At 65.9% G+C, this 19466-nt stretch carries 20 protein-coding genes; 14 read left to right on the top strand and 6 right to left on the bottom strand.

The features are described 5' to 3' along the window. Positions 1-74: 74 nt before the first annotated feature. The 4 genes from argJ (at position 75) to ASF77_RS09675 (ending at position 4216) form a co-directional block, all read left to right on the top strand. The gene (argJ, locus tag ASF77_RS09690; protein WP_056338306.1) at positions 75-1313 is read left to right on the top strand and encodes a bifunctional glutamate N-acetyltransferase/amino-acid acetyltransferase ArgJ; all 1239 of its coding nucleotides are present in this window, start codon (positions 75-77) and stop codon (positions 1311-1313) included. Positions 1314-1326: 13 nt separating this feature from the next. Then, positions 1327-2211, top strand: coding sequence for an ATP-binding protein (locus ASF77_RS09685; RefSeq protein WP_056338303.1), 885 nt, complete (start codon positions 1327-1329; stop codon positions 2209-2211). A 258-nt stretch (positions 2212-2469) separates the two neighbouring features. Further along, the gene (locus ASF77_RS09680) at positions 2470-2880 is read left to right on the top strand and encodes an NUDIX domain-containing protein (RefSeq protein ID WP_056338300.1); all 411 of its coding nucleotides are present in this window, start codon (positions 2470-2472) and stop codon (positions 2878-2880) included. Between the two features lie 34 nt (positions 2881-2914). Beyond that, positions 2915-4216 (top strand): D-amino acid dehydrogenase, encoded by a 1302-nt coding sequence (locus tag ASF77_RS09675; protein WP_056338297.1) that lies wholly within the window; start codon positions 2915-2917, stop codon positions 4214-4216. A gap of 258 nt (positions 4217-4474) precedes the next feature. On the opposite strand, the gene yidD is transcribed toward ASF77_RS09675, so the two are convergent. The 5 genes from yidD to ASF77_RS09655 all read right to left on the bottom strand — a co-directional run bounded on the left by yidD (position 4475) and on the right by ASF77_RS09655 (position 7440). Beyond that, a complete protein-coding gene (gene yidD / locus ASF77_RS23615; protein ID WP_229445352.1) occupies positions 4475-4894 on the bottom strand; it encodes a membrane protein insertion efficiency factor YidD in 420 nt (139 codons plus the stop codon). Between the two features lie 2 nt (positions 4895-4896). After that, positions 4897-5085, bottom strand: coding sequence for a DNA gyrase inhibitor YacG (gene yacG, locus ASF77_RS09670; RefSeq protein ID WP_056338293.1), 189 nt, complete (start codon positions 5083-5085; stop codon positions 4897-4899). Between the two features lie 9 nt (positions 5086-5094). Further along, positions 5095-5850, bottom strand: coding sequence for a cell division protein ZapD (gene zapD / locus ASF77_RS09665; RefSeq protein ID WP_056338290.1), 756 nt, complete (start codon positions 5848-5850; stop codon positions 5095-5097). Between the two features lie 90 nt (positions 5851-5940). Then, positions 5941-6573, bottom strand: coding sequence for a dephospho-CoA kinase (gene coaE, locus ASF77_RS09660; RefSeq protein WP_056338287.1), 633 nt, complete (start codon positions 6571-6573; stop codon positions 5941-5943). 3 nt (positions 6574-6576) lie between these two features. Beyond that, a complete protein-coding gene (locus tag ASF77_RS09655) occupies positions 6577-7440 on the bottom strand; it encodes an A24 family peptidase (RefSeq protein WP_056338283.1) in 864 nt (287 codons plus the stop codon). 240 nt (positions 7441-7680) lie between these two features. Between ASF77_RS09655 and ASF77_RS09650 the strand changes: the two genes are divergently transcribed. The 3 genes from ASF77_RS09650 (at position 7681) to ASF77_RS09640 (ending at position 10292) form a co-directional block, all read left to right on the top strand. Next, a complete protein-coding gene (locus ASF77_RS09650; RefSeq protein ID WP_056338280.1) occupies positions 7681-8355 on the top strand; it encodes a hypothetical protein in 675 nt (224 codons plus the stop codon). Continuing rightward, a complete protein-coding gene (locus tag ASF77_RS09645) occupies positions 8348-9037 on the top strand; it encodes an RES family NAD+ phosphorylase (RefSeq protein ID WP_056338277.1) in 690 nt (229 codons plus the stop codon). Before ASF77_RS09650 ends, ASF77_RS09645 begins: the two co-directional genes overlap by 8 nt. A 76-nt stretch (positions 9038-9113) precedes the next feature. Then, positions 9114-10292: a pyridoxal phosphate-dependent aminotransferase gene (locus ASF77_RS09640; protein ID WP_082493684.1), complete on the top strand. Its 1179-nt coding sequence runs from the start codon at positions 9114-9116 to the stop codon at positions 10290-10292. A 6-nt stretch (positions 10293-10298) separates the two neighbouring features. Here ASF77_RS09640 and metE read toward each other — a convergent pair whose 3' ends face one another. After that, positions 10299-12596: a 5-methyltetrahydropteroyltriglutamate--homocysteine S-methyltransferase gene (gene metE / locus ASF77_RS09635; protein ID WP_056338270.1), complete on the bottom strand. Its 2298-nt coding sequence runs from the start codon at positions 12594-12596 to the stop codon at positions 10299-10301. A gap of 99 nt (positions 12597-12695) precedes the next feature. Between metE and ASF77_RS09630 the strand changes: the two genes are divergently transcribed. The 7 genes from ASF77_RS09630 (at position 12696) to kdpC (ending at position 19447) form a co-directional block, all read left to right on the top strand. Continuing rightward, positions 12696-13583, top strand: a complete 888-nt coding sequence (locus ASF77_RS09630; protein ID WP_056339023.1) for a LysR family transcriptional regulator — start codon at positions 12696-12698, stop codon at positions 13581-13583. Between the two features lie 302 nt (positions 13584-13885). After that, positions 13886-14632: a TorF family putative porin gene (locus tag ASF77_RS09625; RefSeq protein ID WP_056338267.1), complete on the top strand. Its 747-nt coding sequence runs from the start codon at positions 13886-13888 to the stop codon at positions 14630-14632. A 31-nt stretch (positions 14633-14663) separates the two neighbouring features. Then, complete coding sequence (locus ASF77_RS24225; RefSeq protein ID WP_156648823.1) at positions 14664-14825, top strand: hypothetical protein; 162 nt, start codon at positions 14664-14666, stop codon at positions 14823-14825. After that, positions 14822-14911 carry a potassium-transporting ATPase subunit F gene (locus tag ASF77_RS24220; RefSeq protein ID WP_200934159.1) on the top strand — a complete coding sequence of 30 codons (90 nt, stop codon included), beginning with the start codon at positions 14822-14824 and terminating at the stop codon, positions 14909-14911. The genes ASF77_RS24225 and ASF77_RS24220 overlap by 4 nt, the downstream gene beginning before the upstream one ends. Beyond that, positions 14911-16716: a potassium-transporting ATPase subunit KdpA gene (gene kdpA, locus ASF77_RS09620; RefSeq protein WP_056338264.1), complete on the top strand. Its 1806-nt coding sequence runs from the start codon at positions 14911-14913 to the stop codon at positions 16714-16716. The genes ASF77_RS24220 and kdpA overlap by 1 nt, the downstream gene beginning before the upstream one ends. A 35-nt stretch (positions 16717-16751) precedes the next feature. Further along, positions 16752-18851: a potassium-transporting ATPase subunit KdpB gene (gene kdpB, locus ASF77_RS09615; RefSeq protein WP_056338261.1), complete on the top strand. Its 2100-nt coding sequence runs from the start codon at positions 16752-16754 to the stop codon at positions 18849-18851. An 11-nt stretch (positions 18852-18862) separates the two neighbouring features. Continuing rightward, on the top strand, positions 18863-19447 hold the full coding sequence (gene kdpC, locus ASF77_RS09610) for a potassium-transporting ATPase subunit KdpC (RefSeq protein WP_056339020.1): 585 nt from the start codon (positions 18863-18865) through the stop codon (positions 19445-19447). The last annotated feature ends 19 nt before the right edge of the window (positions 19448-19466 follow it).

The following is a 19466-nucleotide window of genomic DNA, read 5'->3' as shown; positions in this document are numbered from 1 at the left end:
CGCCGCGTTCCTGCGCCCGTCCTGCCGCGCGCGCAGTACAATATCGGATTCGAAATCTTTCCAATGAGACCACCATGGCCGTGAATTCCCCCCTGCCTGTCGCCGCCGACCTGAAACCGGTCGCCGGCATCGAGATCGGCTTCGCCCAAGCCGGCATCAAGAAGCCCAACCGCAAGGACGTCCTGGTGATGCGCCTGGCCGATGGCGCCACCGTGTCCGGCGTGTTCACGCTGAACCGCTTCTGCGCGGCGCCGGTGCAGGTCAGCAAGGCGAACCTGGCGGCCGTGCAGAACGGCGGCAAGCCGATCCGCGCGCTGGTGGTCAATACCGGCAATGCCAATGCAGGCACGGGCGAACCGGGACTGGCCAACGCCCAGGCCACCTGCGCCGAAGTGGCGAAGCTGCTCGGCTGCGATGCGCAGCAGGTGCTGCCGTTTTCCACCGGCGTGATCCTGGAACCGCTGCCGGTCGCGAAGATCGTCGCCGGCCTGCCGGACGCGATCGCCAATCTCACGGCCGACAACTGGTTCAACGCGGCCGAAGCGATCATGACCACCGACACCCAGCCGAAGGCGGCATCAACCACGGTGACCATCGGCGGCCATACCGTCACCATGACCGGCATCAGCAAGGGCGCCGGCATGATCAAGCCGAACATGGCGACCATGCTCGGCTACCTGGCCTTCGACGCGAAAGTGGCGCAGCCGGTGCTGGACGAACTGGTGAAGTATGCGGCCGACCGCTCCTTCAACAGCATCACCATCGACGGCGACACCTCGACCAACGACTCCTTCATGCTGATCGCCACCGGCGCCGGCAGCCTGGTCGTCAACGAAGCGTCTGGCGCCGACTACGAGGCGCTGCGCGATGCGGTCACTGATATCTCGCGCAACCTGGCGCAGCAGATCATCCGCGACGGCGAAGGCGCGACCAAGTTCATCACGATTACCGTGGAAGAGGGCCGTTCGCTGGAAGAGTGCCGCAAGATCGCCTACGCGATCGCCCACTCGCCGCTGGTGAAGACCGCCTTCTTCGCCTCCGACCCGAACCTGGGCCGCATCCTGGCCGCCGTCGGCTATGCCGGGGTGGACGACCTCGACGTCAGCAAGCTCGATCTCTACCTGGACGACGTCTGGGTCGCCAAGGCGGGCGGGCGCAATCCGGACTACCAGGAAGCGGACGGCCAGCGCGTCATGAAGCAGTCCGAGATCCTGGTGCGCGTGACCCTGGAACGCGGGGACGCCAGCGCCACCGTCTGGACTTGCGACCTGTCGCACGACTACGTCAGCATCAACGCCGACTACCGCTCGTAATCGCAGATAGCGCATGACGCCGCTCGAACAGTTCCTGCACCGCGCCGAGGGGCTGCTGGCGCGGGTCGAGGCGATCCTGCCGCCGGTCGCACGCGAGCCGGACTTCCGGCGCGCCTTCGCCTTCCGCTGGCGCCGGCGCGCCGGCGGCGGCGCCTTCCTGCAGCCGGTGCTGCACGCGTCCAGCATCTCCTTCGACGACCTGCAGCACGTCGACGCCCAGAAGCGCGCGATCGAGCAGAACACGCGCCAGTTCGTGGCGCGCCGGCCCGCCAACAACGTGCTGCTGACGGGCGCGCGCGGCACCGGCAAGTCCTCGCTGATCAAGGCCTGCCTGAACGGCTTCGCGGAACAGGGCCTGCGCCTGATCGAGGTCGACAAGGCCGACCTCGCCGACCTGCCCGACATCGTCGACCTGGTGGCGGCGCGTCCCGAGCGCTTCGTGATCTTTTGCGACGACCTCTCCTTCGAGGAAGGGGAGGCCGGCTACAAGGCGCTGAAGGTAGCGCTGGACGGCAGCGTCGCCACGCAATCGGACAACGTGCTGATCTACGCCACCTCGAACCGGCGCCACCTGATGCCCGAGAAGATGTCGGACAACACGGGTTATAAACATGGCGACGACGGCGAGCTGCATCCGGGCGAGGCGGTCGAGGAAAAGATCTCGCTGTCGGAGCGTTTCGGCGTGTGGCTGTCGTTCTATCCGTTCCGGCAGGAGGATTATCTCGGGATCGTGGCGCACTGGTTGGCGAGTTTCGGCTGCACGGCGGAGCAGATCGCGGCGGCGCGTGGCGAGGCGCTGCAGTGGGCGCTGGGGCGCGGGTCGCGTTCCGGGCGGGTGGCGTGGCAGTTTGCGAAGGATTACGCCGGCAAGCTCGGCACGGACTCCGAACCGCGATAGAGTAGGATGGGCTCTCGAGCCCACGCGGTGCGGCGCACGCATGTCGAAATAAGGTTTCGACATCTTCACCGTGCCATACCGCGTGGGCACAAGTGCCCACCCTACGAGCCTTGATTGAACCTTCCGATATCATCCCCGTCGACACCCCATTCCCGGCGGTTATCCCACCCCGCATTTTTGTAAGGCCTGTTACCACACTGCCCATGCTTTAAGCATCAGCCTGGCGTACAATATCGGCTTTTCCGGACGAACCCCCTGATGCAGCAAGCGATAACCCGGCCGATCGATGTGGCGGTCGGCATCCTGATGCGCCCGAACGGCGACGTGCTCCTCGGCCAGCGACCGGCCGGCAAACCGTATGCCGGCTACTGGGAATTCCCGGGCGGTAAAGTCGATCCGGGCGAAACCATTTTCGAAGCGCTGCAGCGCGAATTCGTCGAGGAACTGGGCGTGCATATCGAGAGCGCTACCGAGTGGTGCTGCGTCGAACACGTCTACGAGCACGCCCATGTGCGGCTCCATTTTTATATCAGCCGCGACTGGCGCGGCGAACCGCAAAGCCTGGAAGGCCAGGCCTTTGCGTGGCAAGGGACAGTTGGCCTTACCCCGCTGCTGCCCGCTACCATCCCCCTGCTTGCGTGGCTCGATCAGCTGCGCTATGCGGGGTAAAAAAAGCAGTCAACCAATCTGTTGAAGGATCCCTGTGAAAATCATCGTCTTGGGTAGTGGTGTCATCGGCACCACCACGGCGTACTACCTGGCCCAGGCCGGGCACGACGTCACGGTCATCGACCGCCAGCCGGCCGCCGGCATGGAAACGAGTTATGGCAACGCGGGCGAGATCTCGCCCGGTTACGCATCCCCGTGGGCCGGCCCCGGCGTGCCGATGAAGGCCGTCAAATGGCTGGCGATGCAGCACAGCCCGCTGGTCGTGCGGCCGAAACTCGATCCTGTCCAATGGCGCTGGATGCTGCAGATGCTGGCCAACTGCAATCACAAGAGCTACGCCATCAACAAGGGCCGCATGGTGCGCCTGGCCGAGTACAGCCGCGACGTGCTGGTGCAGCTGCGTGCCGACACCGGCATCAGCTACGACGAGCGCAGCCAGGGCACCCTGCAGCTGTTCCGCACCCAGAAGCAGCTCGACGGCGCCGCGACCGACATCGCCGTGCTGCAGCAGTATGGCGTGCCGTACAAGGTTCTCGATCCGGCCGGCTGCGAAGCTTACGAGCCGGCGCTGGCCAAGGTGCGCGGCAAGTTCGTGGGCGGCCTGCTGCTGCCGAACGACGAGACCGGCGACTGCTTCAAGTTCACCCAGAAGCTGGCCGAGATGGCCAAGGAACTGGGCGTGAAATTCCGCCACGGCGTCGAGATCAAGCGTCTCTCGATCGAAGGCGACAAGGTGGTCGGCGTGGTCACCTCGCAGGGCGAGCTGAAGGCCGATTCCTTCGTGCTGGCGCTGGGCAGCTATTCGCCGATGGTGCTGAAGCAGATCGGCATCCACATCCCGGTCTATCCGGTGAAGGGTTATTCGATCACGGTGCCGATCACCGATGCGGCCGGCGCACCGGAATCGACCATCATGGACGAGACCTACAAGGTGGCGATCACGCGTCTGGGCGACCGCATCCGCGTCGGCGGCACGGCGGAAATCGCCGGCTACGACCTGAGCCTGCACCAGGCGCGCCGCGACACGCTGGAGCACTCGGTGACCGACCTGTTCCCGCAGGGTGGCGACGTCTCGAAGGCGGAGTTCTGGTGCGGTCTGCGTCCGATGACGCCGGACGGCACGCCGGTGGTCGGCCCGACCCCGTACCGCAACCTGTTCCTGAACACCGGCCACGGCACCCTGGGCTGGACGATGGCCTGCGGCTCGGGCCGCGTGCTGGCCGACATGGTCTCGGGCCGCCAGCCGGAGATCGGCCTGGAAGGCCTGTTCATGGATCGCTACGGCCGCCGCAACAAGCCGGTGCTGGTGCCGGGCGGGATCACGGTCACGGCGTAGGCCGCTTGCGACGATCGTTCGATGCATGTGAATCAAGCGTCGCTGTTGTAGGAGTGGGCGATGCCAATGGCATCGCTCACGGTTTCACCGGGCGCCCCGCGCCCACGCGGTACGGGCGCAGGCATTCACCACGTGCGGTGAATGATCGCTCGTGAACAATGCGCGAAGCCGCATAGCTTGATTCGGCGTTTGCGAACGGCCAGTCACCGCTTCGGGCCGAAGGACGCGTGCGTAACGCGTGGGCTCGGAGAGCCCACCCTACGTGTACTGCTCGTCCTTCTTCTTCCTATCGGCCGACGTCGAACCGTCGCACGAGCAGCTGCTGCAGAGGAAGTCGCCGACGCAGCGGCTGATGCCCGAGCCGCTCGGCATATCCGGCAGACAGTCCGCACCACAGCCCGGATCGCAATCCCCATGCTGGTAATGCAGCACCGGATTGCGCACCAGGGGAGGTCTGTGATGGGTCTCCCCGCATAGCCGCAACCTGCGCCACAGCAGCCGCAATCCGGCCATCAAACCGAAGCGTTCGATCACCCGATATCCATAGCCGGAACAGCCGTCGCGCCCGGTCGCACAGCGGTAGGCGCAATGAAAGCCTTTATGGGGAGAGAGGTGGCGCTGGTAGCCGCGGATCGCGTATAAAGCCAGGCTGGCAAGCAATCCAGGGCGGCTGTCCAAGATCAGTGCTTGTCTTCGTCCAGCGGGTTGTCCTGCGACTCGTTCGGCGCAGCGGCGGGGATGGTGTATTTCTCTTCGGCCCAGGCGCCCAGGTCGATCTGTTTGCAGCGCTCGGAGCAGAACGGACGGTACTTGTTCTCAGGCGTCCATTCGACTTTCTTGGCGCAGGTGGGGCAGGCTACAACGGTCATGGCAGTACTTTAGAAATTACAGAGGGTCAGCTCGAAGGGCACATCCTCTTCCAGCGACTTCGGTTTCAGGTCGCCGCCCTGGGTGGTGAAGCGTACCCACAGCATGTATTTATTCGCCGAGATCTCGGGAATCGCGCCGAGCGACTCGTCCAGGCCCAGGCGCAGCATGTGGTACACCTTCCCCTGCAGCATTTGCTGATAGCTGCCGGCGGTGGCGATCATTTTAGTCGGACGGCCCGAATCGCGCAGCAGGCGCAGCACCAGGGCGAGGGCGTCGCACAGCGGCATCAGGGGGCCAAACCAGCCCATGATGTCGGCATAACGCTGTTCGGTCGGGCGCTTCTGCCAGGCGTAATAAGAAGGTAAATCGAATTCGCAGGCGCCGCCGGGGATGATGGTGCGGCCGCGGATGCTCATCAGCCATTCGTTGTCGCGTACGTTCTGGCCGGTCTTGCCCTGGCTGGCCACGAGGGCGCTGCTGACCTGGTCGAGTTCGGCGAGGACGGCGTCCAGGGCCTCGGGGGCGACGTTCGGGTTGCTGCGGTAGGCCAGCAGGCTTTGCTTCTGGCGTTCGAGTTCCTGCAGCAGGTCGGACTTCAGGTCGGCGCGTCCGGCCACTTCCAGCATGTCGAAGATCGTCGAGAGCGCGACATGGTGCTGCATCGCGTGCTCCTGGCGGACAAAGAACTTGAATTTCTCGTACAGGTCTTCCAGCCGCAACAAGGTGCGAATGCGCTCGTTGAAAGGATATTCGTAAACGATCAAAGTGACATTCCCCTGAATGTGGGCTGGCGAGCAACTGCGTGATTCTGAACCATGCGGAGCAAAATTACAAACCCCGCATGGTTGAAGCGCTTATCCATGCGTTATTCGCTGGCTTTGCTCCATATAGAACGCGTGCAGCCGCTCCACCTGGGGCCGCAAGGCCTCGAGCCCGTCGTCGTTGAGGACGACGTCGTCGGCGTTCGCCAGGCGCTGCGCGCGCGTGACCTGGGCCGCCATGATGGCGCGCACCTGCGGCTCGGTCAGGTTGTTGCGGGCCATGACGCGGGCCACCTGCGTCTCCTCGCTGCAATCGATGGCGAGGATGCGCGTGACCCGCTCGCGCCAGGTGCCGGACTCGATCAGCAGCGGCACCACGAAGATCGTGTACGGCCCGGTGGCGAGGGCGGCCGCGGCGGCGGTCGCTTCGCGGATGCGCGGGTGCAGGATCGCTTCCAGGCGCGCCCGCGCGCCCGGATCGGCGAAGACCAGTTCGCGCATTTTCGCGCGGTCGAGGGCGCCTTCAGGCGTGGCGAAGCCGGCGCCGAATTCGGCCAGGATGGCCGGCATCGCCGCCCCATGCGGCGCCGTCAGCGCGTGGGCGATGGCGTCGGTGTCGACCAGGGAAGCGCCGAGCGCGCCGAACATGTCGGCCACGGTCGTCTTGCCGCAGCCGATGCCGCCGGTCAGGCCGACGGAGAATGCGGGGGTGTGGCCCTGTTCCATGGCTTAAGCGATGATGCCCTGGAAGATGCCGCTCACCTGGTCGCCGAACAGCAGGGCGATCACGCCGGCGGCGGCGAGATAGGGGCCGAAGGGGATCGGCTTGTCGCGGCCGCGGCGCGCGAACACGATCAGGCTGATGCCGACGATCGCGCCGACCACCGAGGACAGCAGGATGATGGTCGGCAGCATGGCCCAGCCGAGCCAGGCGCCCAGCGCCGCCAGCAGCTTGAAGTCGCCATAGCCCATGCCTTCCTTGCCGGTCGCCAGCTTGAACAGCCAGTACACCGCCCACAGCACCAGGTAGCCGGCCACCGCGCCGATGACGGCGTCGCGCAGCGGGACGAAGGTGCCGTCCAGGTTGACCAGCAGGCCCGCCCACAGCAGCGGGAAGGTGAGATCGTCGGGCAGCAGCTGGGTGTCAATGTCGATGAAGGTCATCGCGATCAGGAGCCAGGCGAAGAGCAGGGTGGCCATGCCGGCCACGCCCGAACCGAAGGTCCAGACCAGCAGGGCGGACAAGGCGCCGGTCAGCAGTTCGACCGCCGGATAGCGCGCCGAGATCGGCGCCTTGCACTTGCGGCACTTGCCGCGCAGCGCCAGCCAGCTGATCACCGGGATGTTTTCCATGGCCGTGATCTGGTGGCCGCAGTGCGGGCAGGCGGAGCGGGGCACCATCAGGTTGTAGCGATCCGTGTGCGGCAATTCCTTGCCGCTCTCATGGGCCACGTAATTGTCGGATTCGCGCTGCATCATCTTCGGGATGCGGTGGATCACCACGTTCAGGAAACTGCCGATCAGGAGGCCCAGCAGGGCGGCAACCAGGGTAGGGCCGAGCGAACCGGGTGCGGCGAAGAGTAAAGTATCCAATGCAGGCTTCCGAGATGAGTGAAATGGTTCCGTAGATCAACCTATTTTAGGGTGTTTCGTCTGAATTTGCGAAGGAAGCTTATATATTCTCCCCGTGCGGAGCCCGTGGATGTTGCTCCTCTGTAGCAAGCGCTACCTGGCCAAGGGCCTTGATCGGCGCCAGCACGGCATCTGGCATAAAGCGGTTATATGGGTTAGTATGAAGTCATTCCATCCAATCTAATCTCAGCAGGAGGCAATATGCGTGTACTGGACTACGACGTGGCCGGTATTTCGACCCTTGCCGGCAAACCTGGAGAGGTCAGCAAGGGCCTGGACGGTTCCGACGCCGAACAGGTGGTGGCGGTGACGATCGCCCATGCCACCCCGCGCGAGGCGCAAGCGATGGCGCAAACCTTCGCCAGCATCGCCGAGTTCGTGAAGACCCTCGTCGAGACGCGCCACCGCGAATCGCTCGAAGCGATCGTCGAGGCGCTGGTGCCGAAGGTGCCGCCCACACCGAACGAACTGAAGGAAGCGGCCATGCTGGCGCGGGCGCGCACCGCCGTGATCGACAGCGGCGACTGGATGACGGCCGCCGAGATCGCCGTGGCGGCGGGCTTCAGTGCCAGCAACCCGAGCGCCCAGCCCAATAAATGGAAGCGCGACGGCGCCATCTTCGCCATCCGCCACAACGGCATCGATTATTTCCCCAGCTATGGCCTCGACCCGCAGGCCGGCTACCGGCCGCGCAAGCCGCTGGCCCAGATCCTCAGGATCTTCGGCGAATCCAAGGACAGCTGGGGCCTGTCCTACTGGTTCATGTCCGCCAACAGCTACCTGGGCGGCAAGACGCCGCGCGAATTGCTGGCCAGCGCGCCAGAACGCGTGATCGCAGCCGCCGCCGACGAATGCGAAGGCGTGCTGCATGGTTAAGCCGCCGGCCGCGAGGCCGGACGCCGCTCCAACTCCAGGCGTCGCCTTCGCGCCACCGCCTGTCCTGCACATCACGACCACCACCTGGCCGCGCGCCGCGATCCTGCACCGCGTCCATCACCTCGACTACGGCGCGGTGCAGTTCAATCCCGGCCCCAGGGGCAATGCGCGCTTCAGCCCCATCGCCGATGCGGCCGGACGGGCCATCCACACGCTCTACGGCGGCTCCAGCTTCGCCTGCGCGGCGATGGAAAGCGTGTTCCACGACGTGCCCTTCGGCGCTGGTTTTAAAACCTACGACAAGAACAAGCTGATGGGGCAGGGCCATTCGCAGTTCAGTGCGGCCCGCGATCTGCTGCTGGCGGACCTTGGCAGCAAGGCCTTGCGTAAGCTCGGCGTGCCGCGCAACTGCCTGATCGATACCGAGAAAGACCAGTATCCCGTCACGCGCCAGTGGGCCGTCGCCATCCACGCCGGCTTTCCGCAAGTGCAGGGCCTGTGCTGGATCTCGCGCCAGGACGACAGCGCGCGCGCCGTGGTGCTGTTCGGCGACCGCATCGATCCTGGCGTGCTGGCCCCTAGCGCGCCGACGCGCAGCCTGGTCGGCGATCCGGCGGCGTACGGCGAACTGCTGGCGCTGGCCGAGCAGATCGGCGTCGACATCGTGCCCGGCCGCGTTTAGAAAGACGCCGGCCGCCAGCCGGGATGGCGCCGCCCATATACAATCTTCGCTTCACCGCCGCATCCGACACGCCACCATGAAAATCTCGCAACGCGCCCAATCGGTCGATCCCTTCTTCGCCATGGAGTTCGGCAAACGCGCCGCCGCCCTGGAAGCGCAGGGACACCAGGTCATCAAACTCAGCCTGGGCGAACCCGATTTCGGCCCGCCGCCGGCCGTGCTGGAAGCGGCGCGCGCCGCTATCGATGGCGGCGCGCTGCCCTACACCGCGGCCCTCGGCACGCCGGCCCTGCGTGCGGCGATCGCGAAGTTCTATCTCGACCAGCATGGCGTGACGATCACACCGAACCGGATCATCGTCACCGCCGGCGCCTCGGCGGCGCTTCTGCTGGTGACGGCGGCCCTGGTTGATCCGGGCGACGAGGTGATCGTCGGCGACCCTTCGTATCCGTGCAACCGCCAGTTCCTCAGCAGCTTCGGGGCGCAGGTCAACCTGGTCGCCACCGATGCGGCGAGCCGCTTCCAGCTCGACGCCGCCAGCGTGCGCGCCAACTGGACGAGCGCCACGCGCGGCCTGATGATCGCCACGCCCTCGAACCCGACCGGCACCTCGGTGCCGCCCGGCGAACTGCGCGCGATCTGCGACTGGGCGCGCGAACACGGCGCCTGGCGCCTGGTCGACGAGATTTACCTGAACCTGGGCGACCACGATGCGAACGGCCAGCCGCCGCAGACGGTGCTCGCCTTCGACGACGACGCCATCGTCATCAACAGCTTCTCGAAATACTTCGGCATGACTGGCTGGCGCCTGGGCTGGGCCGTGGTGCCCGAGGCGCTGGTGCCGACCATGGAACGCCTCGCGCAAAATTACTATATCTGCGCCTCGAACCTGTCGCAGCAGGCCGCGCTGGCCTGCTTCATGCCGGAGTCATTGGCCGTGTGCGAAGCGCGGCGCGTCGAGTTCGCGCGGCGCCGCGACATCGTGCTGGCGGGTCTGGCCGGCATCGGCCTGCCGGTGCCGGTGCCGCCGGACGGCGCCTTCTACGTCTACTTCGACGTGGCCGGCACGGGCCTCACCGCCTGGGAGTTCTGCGAGCGCGTGCTGGACGAAGCGCACGTCGCGCTCACGCCTGGCAAGGACTTCGGCCATGCGGGCGCGGATCGCTACGTGCGCCTGTCCTACGCGGCCAGCGCCGAGCACCTGAACGAGGCGATCCGGCGCCTGGGCGCGTTCATGGATCGCCTGGCCCAATAAGCGCTTTCAGACGAGGGCTTCGGCGCGCAGCGTCCGGGCCGCCGCCACCATGTTGCGCAGGGCCGGCAGGACTTCAGCCCACTGGCGCGTCTTGAGGCCGCAGTCGGGATTGACCCACAGGCGCGCCGCCGGAATGCGCTCGGCCGCCTTGCGCATCAGCCCGACGATGTGTTCCTCGCTCGGGATGTTGGGCGAATGGATGTCGTAGACGCCGGGGCCGATCTCGTTCGGATAGCTGAAACCCTCGAAGGCGTCGAGCAGCTCCATGCGCGAGCGCGAGGTCTCGATCGTGATCACGTCGGCATCCATCCCGGCAATCGCCGCGATGATGTCGTTGAACTCCGAGTAGCACATGTGGGTGTGGATTTGCGTTTCATCCTGCACGCCATTGGCCGCGATGCGGAACGATTCCACCGCCCAGTCGAGGTAGTGGCGCCACTCCGAGCGGCGCAGCGGCAGGCCTTCGCGCAGCGCCGCTTCGTCGATCTGGATGATGCGCACGCCGGCCCGTTCCAGATCGAGCACCTCGGCGCGGATCGCCAGCGCCAGCTGCTTGCAGGAGACTGACCTTGGCTGGTCGTCGCGCACGAACGACCAGTTCAGGATCGTGACGGGGCCGGTCAGCATGCCTTTCATCGGTTTCGTTGTCAGCGACTGCGCGTAGGCGATCCATTCCACCGTCATCGCGCGCGGGCGGCTGATGTCGCCGAACAGGATGGGCGGCTTCACGCAGCGCGAGCCGTAGGACTGCACCCAGCCGGCCTGGCTGAAGGCATAGCCGTCGAGCTGCTCGCCGAAGTATTCGACCATGTCGTTGCGCTCGGCTTCGCCGTGCACCAGTACGTCCAGTCCCAGGGTTTCCTGCTCGCGCACGCTGCGTGCGATCTCCGCCCGCATCGCCGCTTCGTAATCGGCCGCGTCGAGCGTGCCGGCTTTATGGGCGCTGCGCGCCTGGCGGATCTCGGCCGTCTGCGGGAAGGAGCCGATGGTCGTGGTCGGGAAGGAGGGCAGGGCCAGCCGTGCCGCCTGCACGACGGCGCGCTCGGCATAGCCGCTCTTGCGCGCGCCGAGGTCGGCGTCGATCGCCGCCACCGCCGCCTGCACGGCCGGATTGGTCACACGCGGCGAGGCCCGGCGCGCGGCCAGCACCGCGGCATGTGCGGTGAGGGTCTCCTGCACCGCTGCGCGGCCTTCGCGCAAGGCCCGCGCCAGCAGCTGCAACTCGTCGAGCTTCTGCACGGCGAAGGCGAGCCAGGAACGGATCTCGGCATCGAGCTTCGGTTCGTTCGCCAGGTCGACCGGCACGTGCAGCAGCGAGCAGGACGGCGCCAGCCACAGCCGCTCGCCCAGGCGCGTGGCTACCGGTTCCAGCCAGTCGAGCACGGCGTTCAAATCGGTCTTCCAGATGTTGCGGCCATTGATGACGCCCAGCGACAGCACCTTGTGGTCGGGCAGGAGGTTCAGCAGCGACAGCACGTCTTCCTGGCCGTGGGTCGCGTCCACGTGCAGGCCGGCGACCGGCAGGTTGGCCGCCAGGTAGCGGTTTTCCTTCAGCTCGCCGAAATAGGTGGCGACCAGCAGCCTGGGACGGCAAGCTTTCAACTGATGGTAGGCCAGGTTGAAGGCGTGCTGCCAGTCCTGGTCGAGTTCCGTCACCAGGATCGGCTCGTCGACCTGCACCCAGTCGACGCCCTGGTTCGCCAGGGTTTCCAGCAGCTGCGCGTAGACGTCGAGCAGTTGCGGCAGCAGGGCGAGCTTGTCGGAAGCGTCGATGGCCTTAGCGAGCGCCAGATAGGTGACGGGGCCGATGATCACCGGTTTAGCCTTGATGCCTTGTTGGCGCGCCTCGCCCAGTTGCGCGAGCAGGCGCGTGCCGTCGAACTTGAAGATGGTCGCGGCGCTCAGCTCCGGCACGATGTAGTGGTAGTTGGTGTCGAACCACTTGGTCATCTCGCCGGCCGCGACGCCGCCGCAGCAGCCGCCATGCGCCTCGGCCGATTCGGCCGAACGCCCGCGCGCCACCCGGAAGTAGTTGTCCAATGCCTCGCCATGGAAGCCGCGCACGCGCTCGGGCAGGTTACCCAGGGTGACGCTCATGTCGAGCACCTGGTCGTAGAACGAAAAATCGCCGACCGGCACCAGGTCGAGCCCGGCCTGCTGCTGCCAGTGGCGGGTCCGCAGCTCGGCGCCGAGCGCTTCCAGTGCGTCGCGGCTGCTCGCTCCCTTCCAGTAGGATTCGAGGCCGAATTTCAGTTCGCGCTGCGCGCCGATGCGCGGGAAGCCGAGGTTGTGGATGGTGGTCATGGCGTGCTCTTTCAGGATTGTCGATATGGCCATGCTAGAGCTCAGAATTGATGAAGTAAAATGGTCATTTCTCACATATCCATCGATTTCATTCATATCATGCTCGAGCGTATCCACCTGCAGATTCTCGTTGAGCTCAAACGCCTGGGATCGGTGACGGCGGCGGCGCAAGCGCTGAACGTCACCCAGTCGGCACTGAGCCATAGCATGCGCAAGCTGGAAGGGCTGATCGGCACCGAGATCTGGGTGCGCGAAGGGCGCAGCCTGCGCCTGACCCAGGCCGGCGACTACCTGCACGCCGTCGCCCAGCGCCTGCTGCCGCAACTGCTGCTGGCGGAAGAGCAGCTGCTGCAGTTCGCGCAGGGCCAGCGCGGCACGCTGCGCATCGGCATGGAATGCCACCCCTGCTACCAGTGGCTGTTGAAAGTGGTCGCGCCGTATCTGGCGGCGTGGCCGCTGGTGGACGTGGACGTGAAGCAGAAATTCCAGTTCGGCGGCGTCAAGGCGCTGCTCGGCCACGAGATCGATTTGCTGGTGACGCCCGATCCCGTCCTGCGGCCGGGGCTACGCTTCGAGCCGGTGTTCGGCTACGAGCAGGTGCTGGTGGTGCACAAAGAGCACCGCTGGGCGAATCTGGAGGAAGTGCGGCCGGAGCAGCTGGCCGAGGAAGTGTTGATCACCTATCCGGTGCCGATCGACCGCCTCGACATCTACAACCTGTTCCTGCTGCCCGCGAAGTGCGCGCCGCGCAGGCACAAGACGATCGAGACGACCGACATCATGCTGCAGATGGTCGCCAGCGGCCGCGGCGTGGCGGCGCTGCCGAAATGGCTGGTGACGGACTACGCGCCGCAGCTGGAGTTGCACACCCTGCGGCTGGGGCCGGGCGGCATCCAGAAGCACATTCACCTGGGCGCGCGGGAAGCTGACTGGGAGGTCGAATTCCTGCATGCGTTCGTCGCGCTGGCGCGGCGAACCGGCCAGTAAGCGAGCACTGCCTCGGCTAGTCCCCAAGTCGGTTTCCCTCTCCGATCCATCGCCACACTTCGCTTTTCCGCGTTCGCTTTTACGCCTTCTTTACGCCGTCCGGCCTAATCTTTAGAAAATCTTTATGGCGCGCTTGATACGCTCCTTCATCGATTGACGACGATGAAGGAGTGGCGATGCCATCAACAACTTCCCTACTTTTTTCATTGTCGCCGCCTGCCGTGCCCGCAGGCAGGGCGCGTTGCGCGCATCGCGCCGATTCCTGTTTCGCCCTTTTACTTCGCTTCGTAGAAAGAATCACGATGAAAACAAGCATCCTGGCCGCAGTCCTGGTCGCCACCTTCATTTCCAGCGCCGCGCGCGCCGGAGAGGCGGCACCTGCTGAACTGAGCTTCAACGCCGCCGTGACCAGCGACTACCGCTACCGCGGCATTTCCCAAACCCGCCTGCAGCCGGCGCTGCAGGGCGGCGCCGACCTGGTGCACGCCGCGTCCGGCTGGTATGCGGGAGCATGGGCCTCGACCATCAAATGGACGAAGGATGCCGGCGGTGCCGGTTCGGCCGAACTCGACCTGTACGCGGGCAAGCGCGGCGAACTTGCGCCTGGCTTCGGCTACGACGCCGGCGTGCTGACCTATGTGTATCCGTCAAACGGCCTCAAGGATGTCCCCGGCTTCGTCACCGCCAATACCACCGAGCTGTACGCGCAGTTGTCGTACGGCCCGGCAGTGGTGAAGTATTCGCACGCCGTGACCGACCTGTTCGGCTTCGTCGACAGCGAACACAGCGGCTACCTCGACCTGGCCGCCAACCTGGCCGCCGGCGACAAGCTGGTCGTGAACCTGCACGCCGGCCGCCAGCGCGTTGCCCACCATGCGGCTGCGAGCTACACCGACTGGAAGATCGGGGTGACGCGCGACGTCGGCCTGGTGACCGCGGCGCTGGCCTATGTCGGCACGAACGCCGGCCGGGCGGCTTACGCATCGCCTGCCAACGGAAAGTTTCTCGGCAAGTCGGCGCTCGTCCTCAGCGTCAGCAAAACCTTCTGATTTTTACGCCTTGTTTACGGCACGGGCGGCAGTGTTTACAAAATTTTTAGGCGGCGGGCGCTACCCTTGCCGCTTCAAAAACCAGCATGACAACAAGGATGATATGGATGCGATCTACATCGGGACAATGGTGCTGTTCTTCGCACTGACATGGGCTTTTGCGCACGGCTGCGGCAAGCTGGGAGGCAAGTGATGGAAACCTGGCACATTGGCGCACTGGCCGCCGCGGGCCTGCTGGTCTACCTGATTCGCGCCCTCTTGACCGCGGAGGAGCTGTGATGACGGCACAATCGCTGGCGCTGCTGGGCGCCTTCCTGGCCGTACTGATCGTGCTGGCCTGGCCGCTCGGTCAACTCCTGGCCCGCGTGGCCGACGGCGGCGCCGTGCCCGGCCTCGGTTGGCTCGCGCCCGTCGAGCGTCTGCTCTACCGTGCCGGCGGCGTCTCGCCCGGATCGAGCATGGGCTGGAAGCGGTATGCCCTCGCACTGCTCGTCTTCAATGGCATCGGCGCACTGTTCGTGTTCGCGCTCCAGCGGCTGCAGGCATGGCTGCCGCTGAATCCCCAAGGGCTTGGCAACGTCAGCCCGGACTCGTCGTTCAACACGGCGATCAGCTTCGTGGCGAACACCAACTGGCAGGGCTACAGTGGCGAACAGACCATGAGCTACCTGACGCAGATGCTGGCGCTGACCGGCCAGAACTTCCTGTCGGCCGCCACGGGCATCGCCGTCGTCTACGCCCTGATCCGCGGCTTCACCTCGCGCTCCGGGGAGGGCATCGGCAATTTCTGGGTCGACCTGACCCGTTCCACCCTGTACGTGCTGCTGCCGCTGTCCTTGCTGCTGGCAGTATTCCTGATGGGGCAGGGCGTGATCCAGAACTTTGCGCCTTACCAGGAAATCCAGCTGATCGATCCAGTGCGATATTCGACTCCCTCGCTTGGGGCGGATGGCCAGCCGCTGATGAATGCACAAGGCGAAGCCGTCATGCGGGAGGCGGCGGCGCGCACCCAGACGATCGCGATGGGCCCGGTGGCTTCGCAAGAGGCGATCAAGCTGCTCGGCACCAACGGCGGCGGCTTCTTCAACGTCAATTCGGCCCATCCCTACGAGAATCCGACGCCGCTCTCGAATTTCGTGCAGATGCTGGCCATCTTCCTGATCCCGGCCGGCCTGTGCTTCGCCTTCGGACGCCTGGTCGAGGATGAACGCCAGGGTGTCGCGTTGCTGGCGGCCATGAGCCTGATCTTCGTCGCCGCCACGCTGGTCGTGATGGGCGCCGAGCAGGCGGCGCATCCGCAGCTGGCTGCGCTCGGCGTCGACCAGGGCGTCAGTGCGCTCCAGGCCGGCGGCAACATGGAAGGCAAGGAGACCCGCTTCGGCATCGCGGCGTCGAGCCTGTTCGCCGCTGTCACCACGGCCGCCTCCTGCGGCGCCGTCAATGCCATGCACGATTCGTTCTCGCCGTTGGGCGGCGCGGTGCCGATGCTGCTGATGCAGCTGGGCGAGGTCGTGTTCGGCGGCGTCGGCTCGGGCCTGTACGGCATGCTGGTGTTCGCCATCCTGGCCGTCTTCATCGCCGGACTCATGATCGGCCGCACGCCGGAATACCTGGGCAAGAAAATCCAGAGCCATGAAATGAAACTGACCTCGATCGCCATTCTGGTCACGCCAGTGCTTGCCCTGGCCGGCACCGCGCTTGCCGTCACCGTCGACGCCGGCAAGATCGGCATTGCCAACCCCGGTGCCCATGGCTTCTCTGAAATCCTGTACGCCTTCAGCTCGGCCGCCAACAACAACGGCAGCGCCTTCGCCGGCCTGTCCGCGAATACGCCTTTCTACAACACGATGCTGGGTATTGCGATGTGGTTCGGCCGCTTCGCCGTGATCGTACCGGTGCTGGCCATCGCCGGCGCACTCGCCGCCAAGCCGCGCCTCGCGGCCAATGCCGGCACGATGCCAACCCATGGCCCGGTCTTCGTCGGCCTGCTGATCGCCGTCGTCGTCCTCGTCGGCGTACTGAACTACGTTCCCGCGTTGGCCCTGGGCCCGGTCGTCGAGCACCTGCAACTGTATCCGCAGTAAAGCGTAAGTCCCTATCCAAGGATCCGGAGTCCACGATGTCCCAAGCAAAAGCACTACCGCCGCTCCCCGCGCCACGCGCGCCACTGACCCTGTTCGACGCCAGCCTGGCCTGGCCGGCCCTGCGCGACGCCTTCGTCAAGCTCGATCCGCGCATCCAGGCACGCAGCCCGGTCATGTTCGTCGTCTATATCGGCAGCATGCTCACCACGCTGATGGCATTCCAGTCCTTCGCCGACCCCGCCGCGACCGACAGCGGCTTCATCCTGGCCATCTCGGTATGGCTATGGTTCACCGTCCTGTTCGCCAACTTCGCCGAAGCCCTGGCGGAAGGACGCAGCAAGGCGCAAGCGGCTTCGCTGCGCGGCCTGAAGCAGACCGTCATGGCGAAGAAGCTCGCCACCCCGAAGTACGGCACGGGCTGGCTGCCGGTGCCGGGCGGCGACCTGCGCAAGGGCCATGCCATCCTGGTCGAAGCGGGCGACGTGATCCCGATCGACGGCGAAGTGATCGAAGGAGTCGCCTCGGTCGACGAGAGCGCCATCACGGGCGAATCGGCGCCGGTCATCCGCGAGTCAGGCGGCGACTTCTCGGCCGTCACCGGCGGAACCCGCATCCTGTCCGACTGGCTGGTGGTGCGCGTGAGCGTCAATCCCGGCGAGACCTTCCTCGACCGCATGATCACCATGGTCGAAGGGGCGAAGCGCCGCAAGACGCCCAACGAGATCGCGCTGACCATCCTGCTGGTCGCGCTGACCATCGTGTTCCTGGTCGTGACCGTGACCCTGCTGCCATTTTCACTGTTCGGCGTGGCGGCGGCCGGGAGCGGCGCACCCGTCAGCATCACCGTGTTGATCGCCCTGCTGGTCTGCCTGATCCCGACCACGATCGGCGCTTTGCTCTCCTCGATCGGCGTGGCCGGCATGAGCCGGATGATGGGCGCGAACGTGATCGCCACCTCCGGCCGCGCGGTCGAGGCGGCCGGCGACGTCGATGTCCTGCTGCTCGACAAGACCGGCACCATCACGCTGGGCAATCGCCAGGCCGCCGCATTCTTCCCGGCGCCGGGCGTGACCGAACGGCAGCTCGCCGACGTCGCCCAGCTGGCTTCGATGGCCGACGAGACGCCGGAGGGCCGCTCCATTGTCGTGCTGGCCAAGCAGCGCTTCGATATCCGCGAACGCGAGTTAGGAACGCTGCAGCCCGTGTTCCTCCCGTTCAGCGCCAACACCCGTATGAGCGGGGTTGATTTGGGGGCGCGGCAGGTGCGCAAGGGCGCCGCCGAAGCCGTGCGCAAGCATGTCGAAGCCATGGGCTTGCCCTATCCGCCGGAAGTGGCGCGCCTCGCCGAGGAGGTGTCGCGGCGCGGCGGCACGCCGCTGGTGGTGGCCGACGGCGGGGACGTCATGGGCGTGGTCGAACTGAAGGACATCGTCAAAGGCGGCATCAAGGAGCGTTTCGCCGAGCTGCGCCGCATGGGCATCAAGACAGTCATGATCACGGGCGACAACAGGCTCACCGCCGCCGCGATCGCCGCCGAGGCCGGCGTCGACGACTTCCTGGCCGAAGCCACGCCGGAGGACAAGCTCAAGCTGATCCGCGGCTACCAGGCGCAGGGCAGGCTGGTCGCCATGACCGGCGACGGCACCAACGACGCGCCGGCCCTGGCCCAGGCCGACGTGGCGGTCGTGATGAACTCCGGTACCCAGGCCGCCAAGGAGGCCGGCAACATGGTCGACCTGGATTCGAATCCGACCAAGCTGCTCGAGATCGTCGAGATCGGCAAGCAGATGCTGATGACGCGCGGTTCGCTGACCACCTTCTCGATCGCCAACGACATCGCCAAGTACTTCGCGATCATTCCGGCCGCCTTCGCCGGCACCTATCCCGAACTGGCCGCGCTCGACGTGATGGGCTTGACCAGCCCGGACTCGGCGATCATGTCGGCCGTGATCTTCAACGCCCTCATCATCATCGCACTGATCCCGCTGGCGCTGAAGGGCGTGCGCTACCGGGCGATCGGCGCGGCGGCCCTGTTGCGGAGGAATATCCTGGTCTATGGCGTCGGCGGCATCGTGCTGCCCTTCGCCGGCATCAAGCTGATCGACATGATCCTGTCGGCCCTACACCTCGTATGAAAGACACTGCCATGCATTCCACACTCCGTCCTGCCTTCGTCCTGTTTGCCGCGCTGACGCTGCTGGTCGGCGTCCTCTATCCCGCGGCGGTGACCGGCATCGGCAAGCTCGCTTTCGCCGAGCAGGCGGCGGGCAGCCTGATCGTCAACGGCGACAGGGTCGTCGGTTCAAGGCTGGTCGGCCAGTCGTTCTCGTCGCCGCGCTACTTCTGGGGCAGGCCATCGGCGACCGCCCCGATGGCCAACAACGGCGGCGCCAGCGGCGGTTCCAACCAGGGGCCGCTCAACCCGGGGCTGGCCGATGCGGTGCAGGGCCGGATCGCCGCGCTGCGCGCGGCCGATCCCGCCAATAACGCGCCGGTGCCGGTCGATCTCGTGACGGCGTCGGCGAGCGGCCTCGATCCCGAGATCAGCGTCGCCGCGGCCAGGTACCAGGCCGCACGCGTGGCCACGGCGCGCCGGCTGGAGCCTGGCCGTGTCGACGCGCTGATTTCCGCGCATACTGTCGGGCAAAGCCTGGGCTTCTTCGGTGAAGCCAGGGTCAATGTGATGGCGCTGAATCTGGCCCTCGACGCCGAGGCGCAGGCAAAACGCTGAATATTCAGGAACACAGGAA

Source organism: Massilia sp. Leaf139 (assembly GCF_001424165.1).
Classification (GTDB): Bacteria; Pseudomonadota; Gammaproteobacteria; order Burkholderiales; family Burkholderiaceae_D; genus Telluria.
The sequence above is the reverse complement of the archived record's forward strand: the minus strand, read 5'-3'. Positions and strand labels throughout refer to the sequence as shown.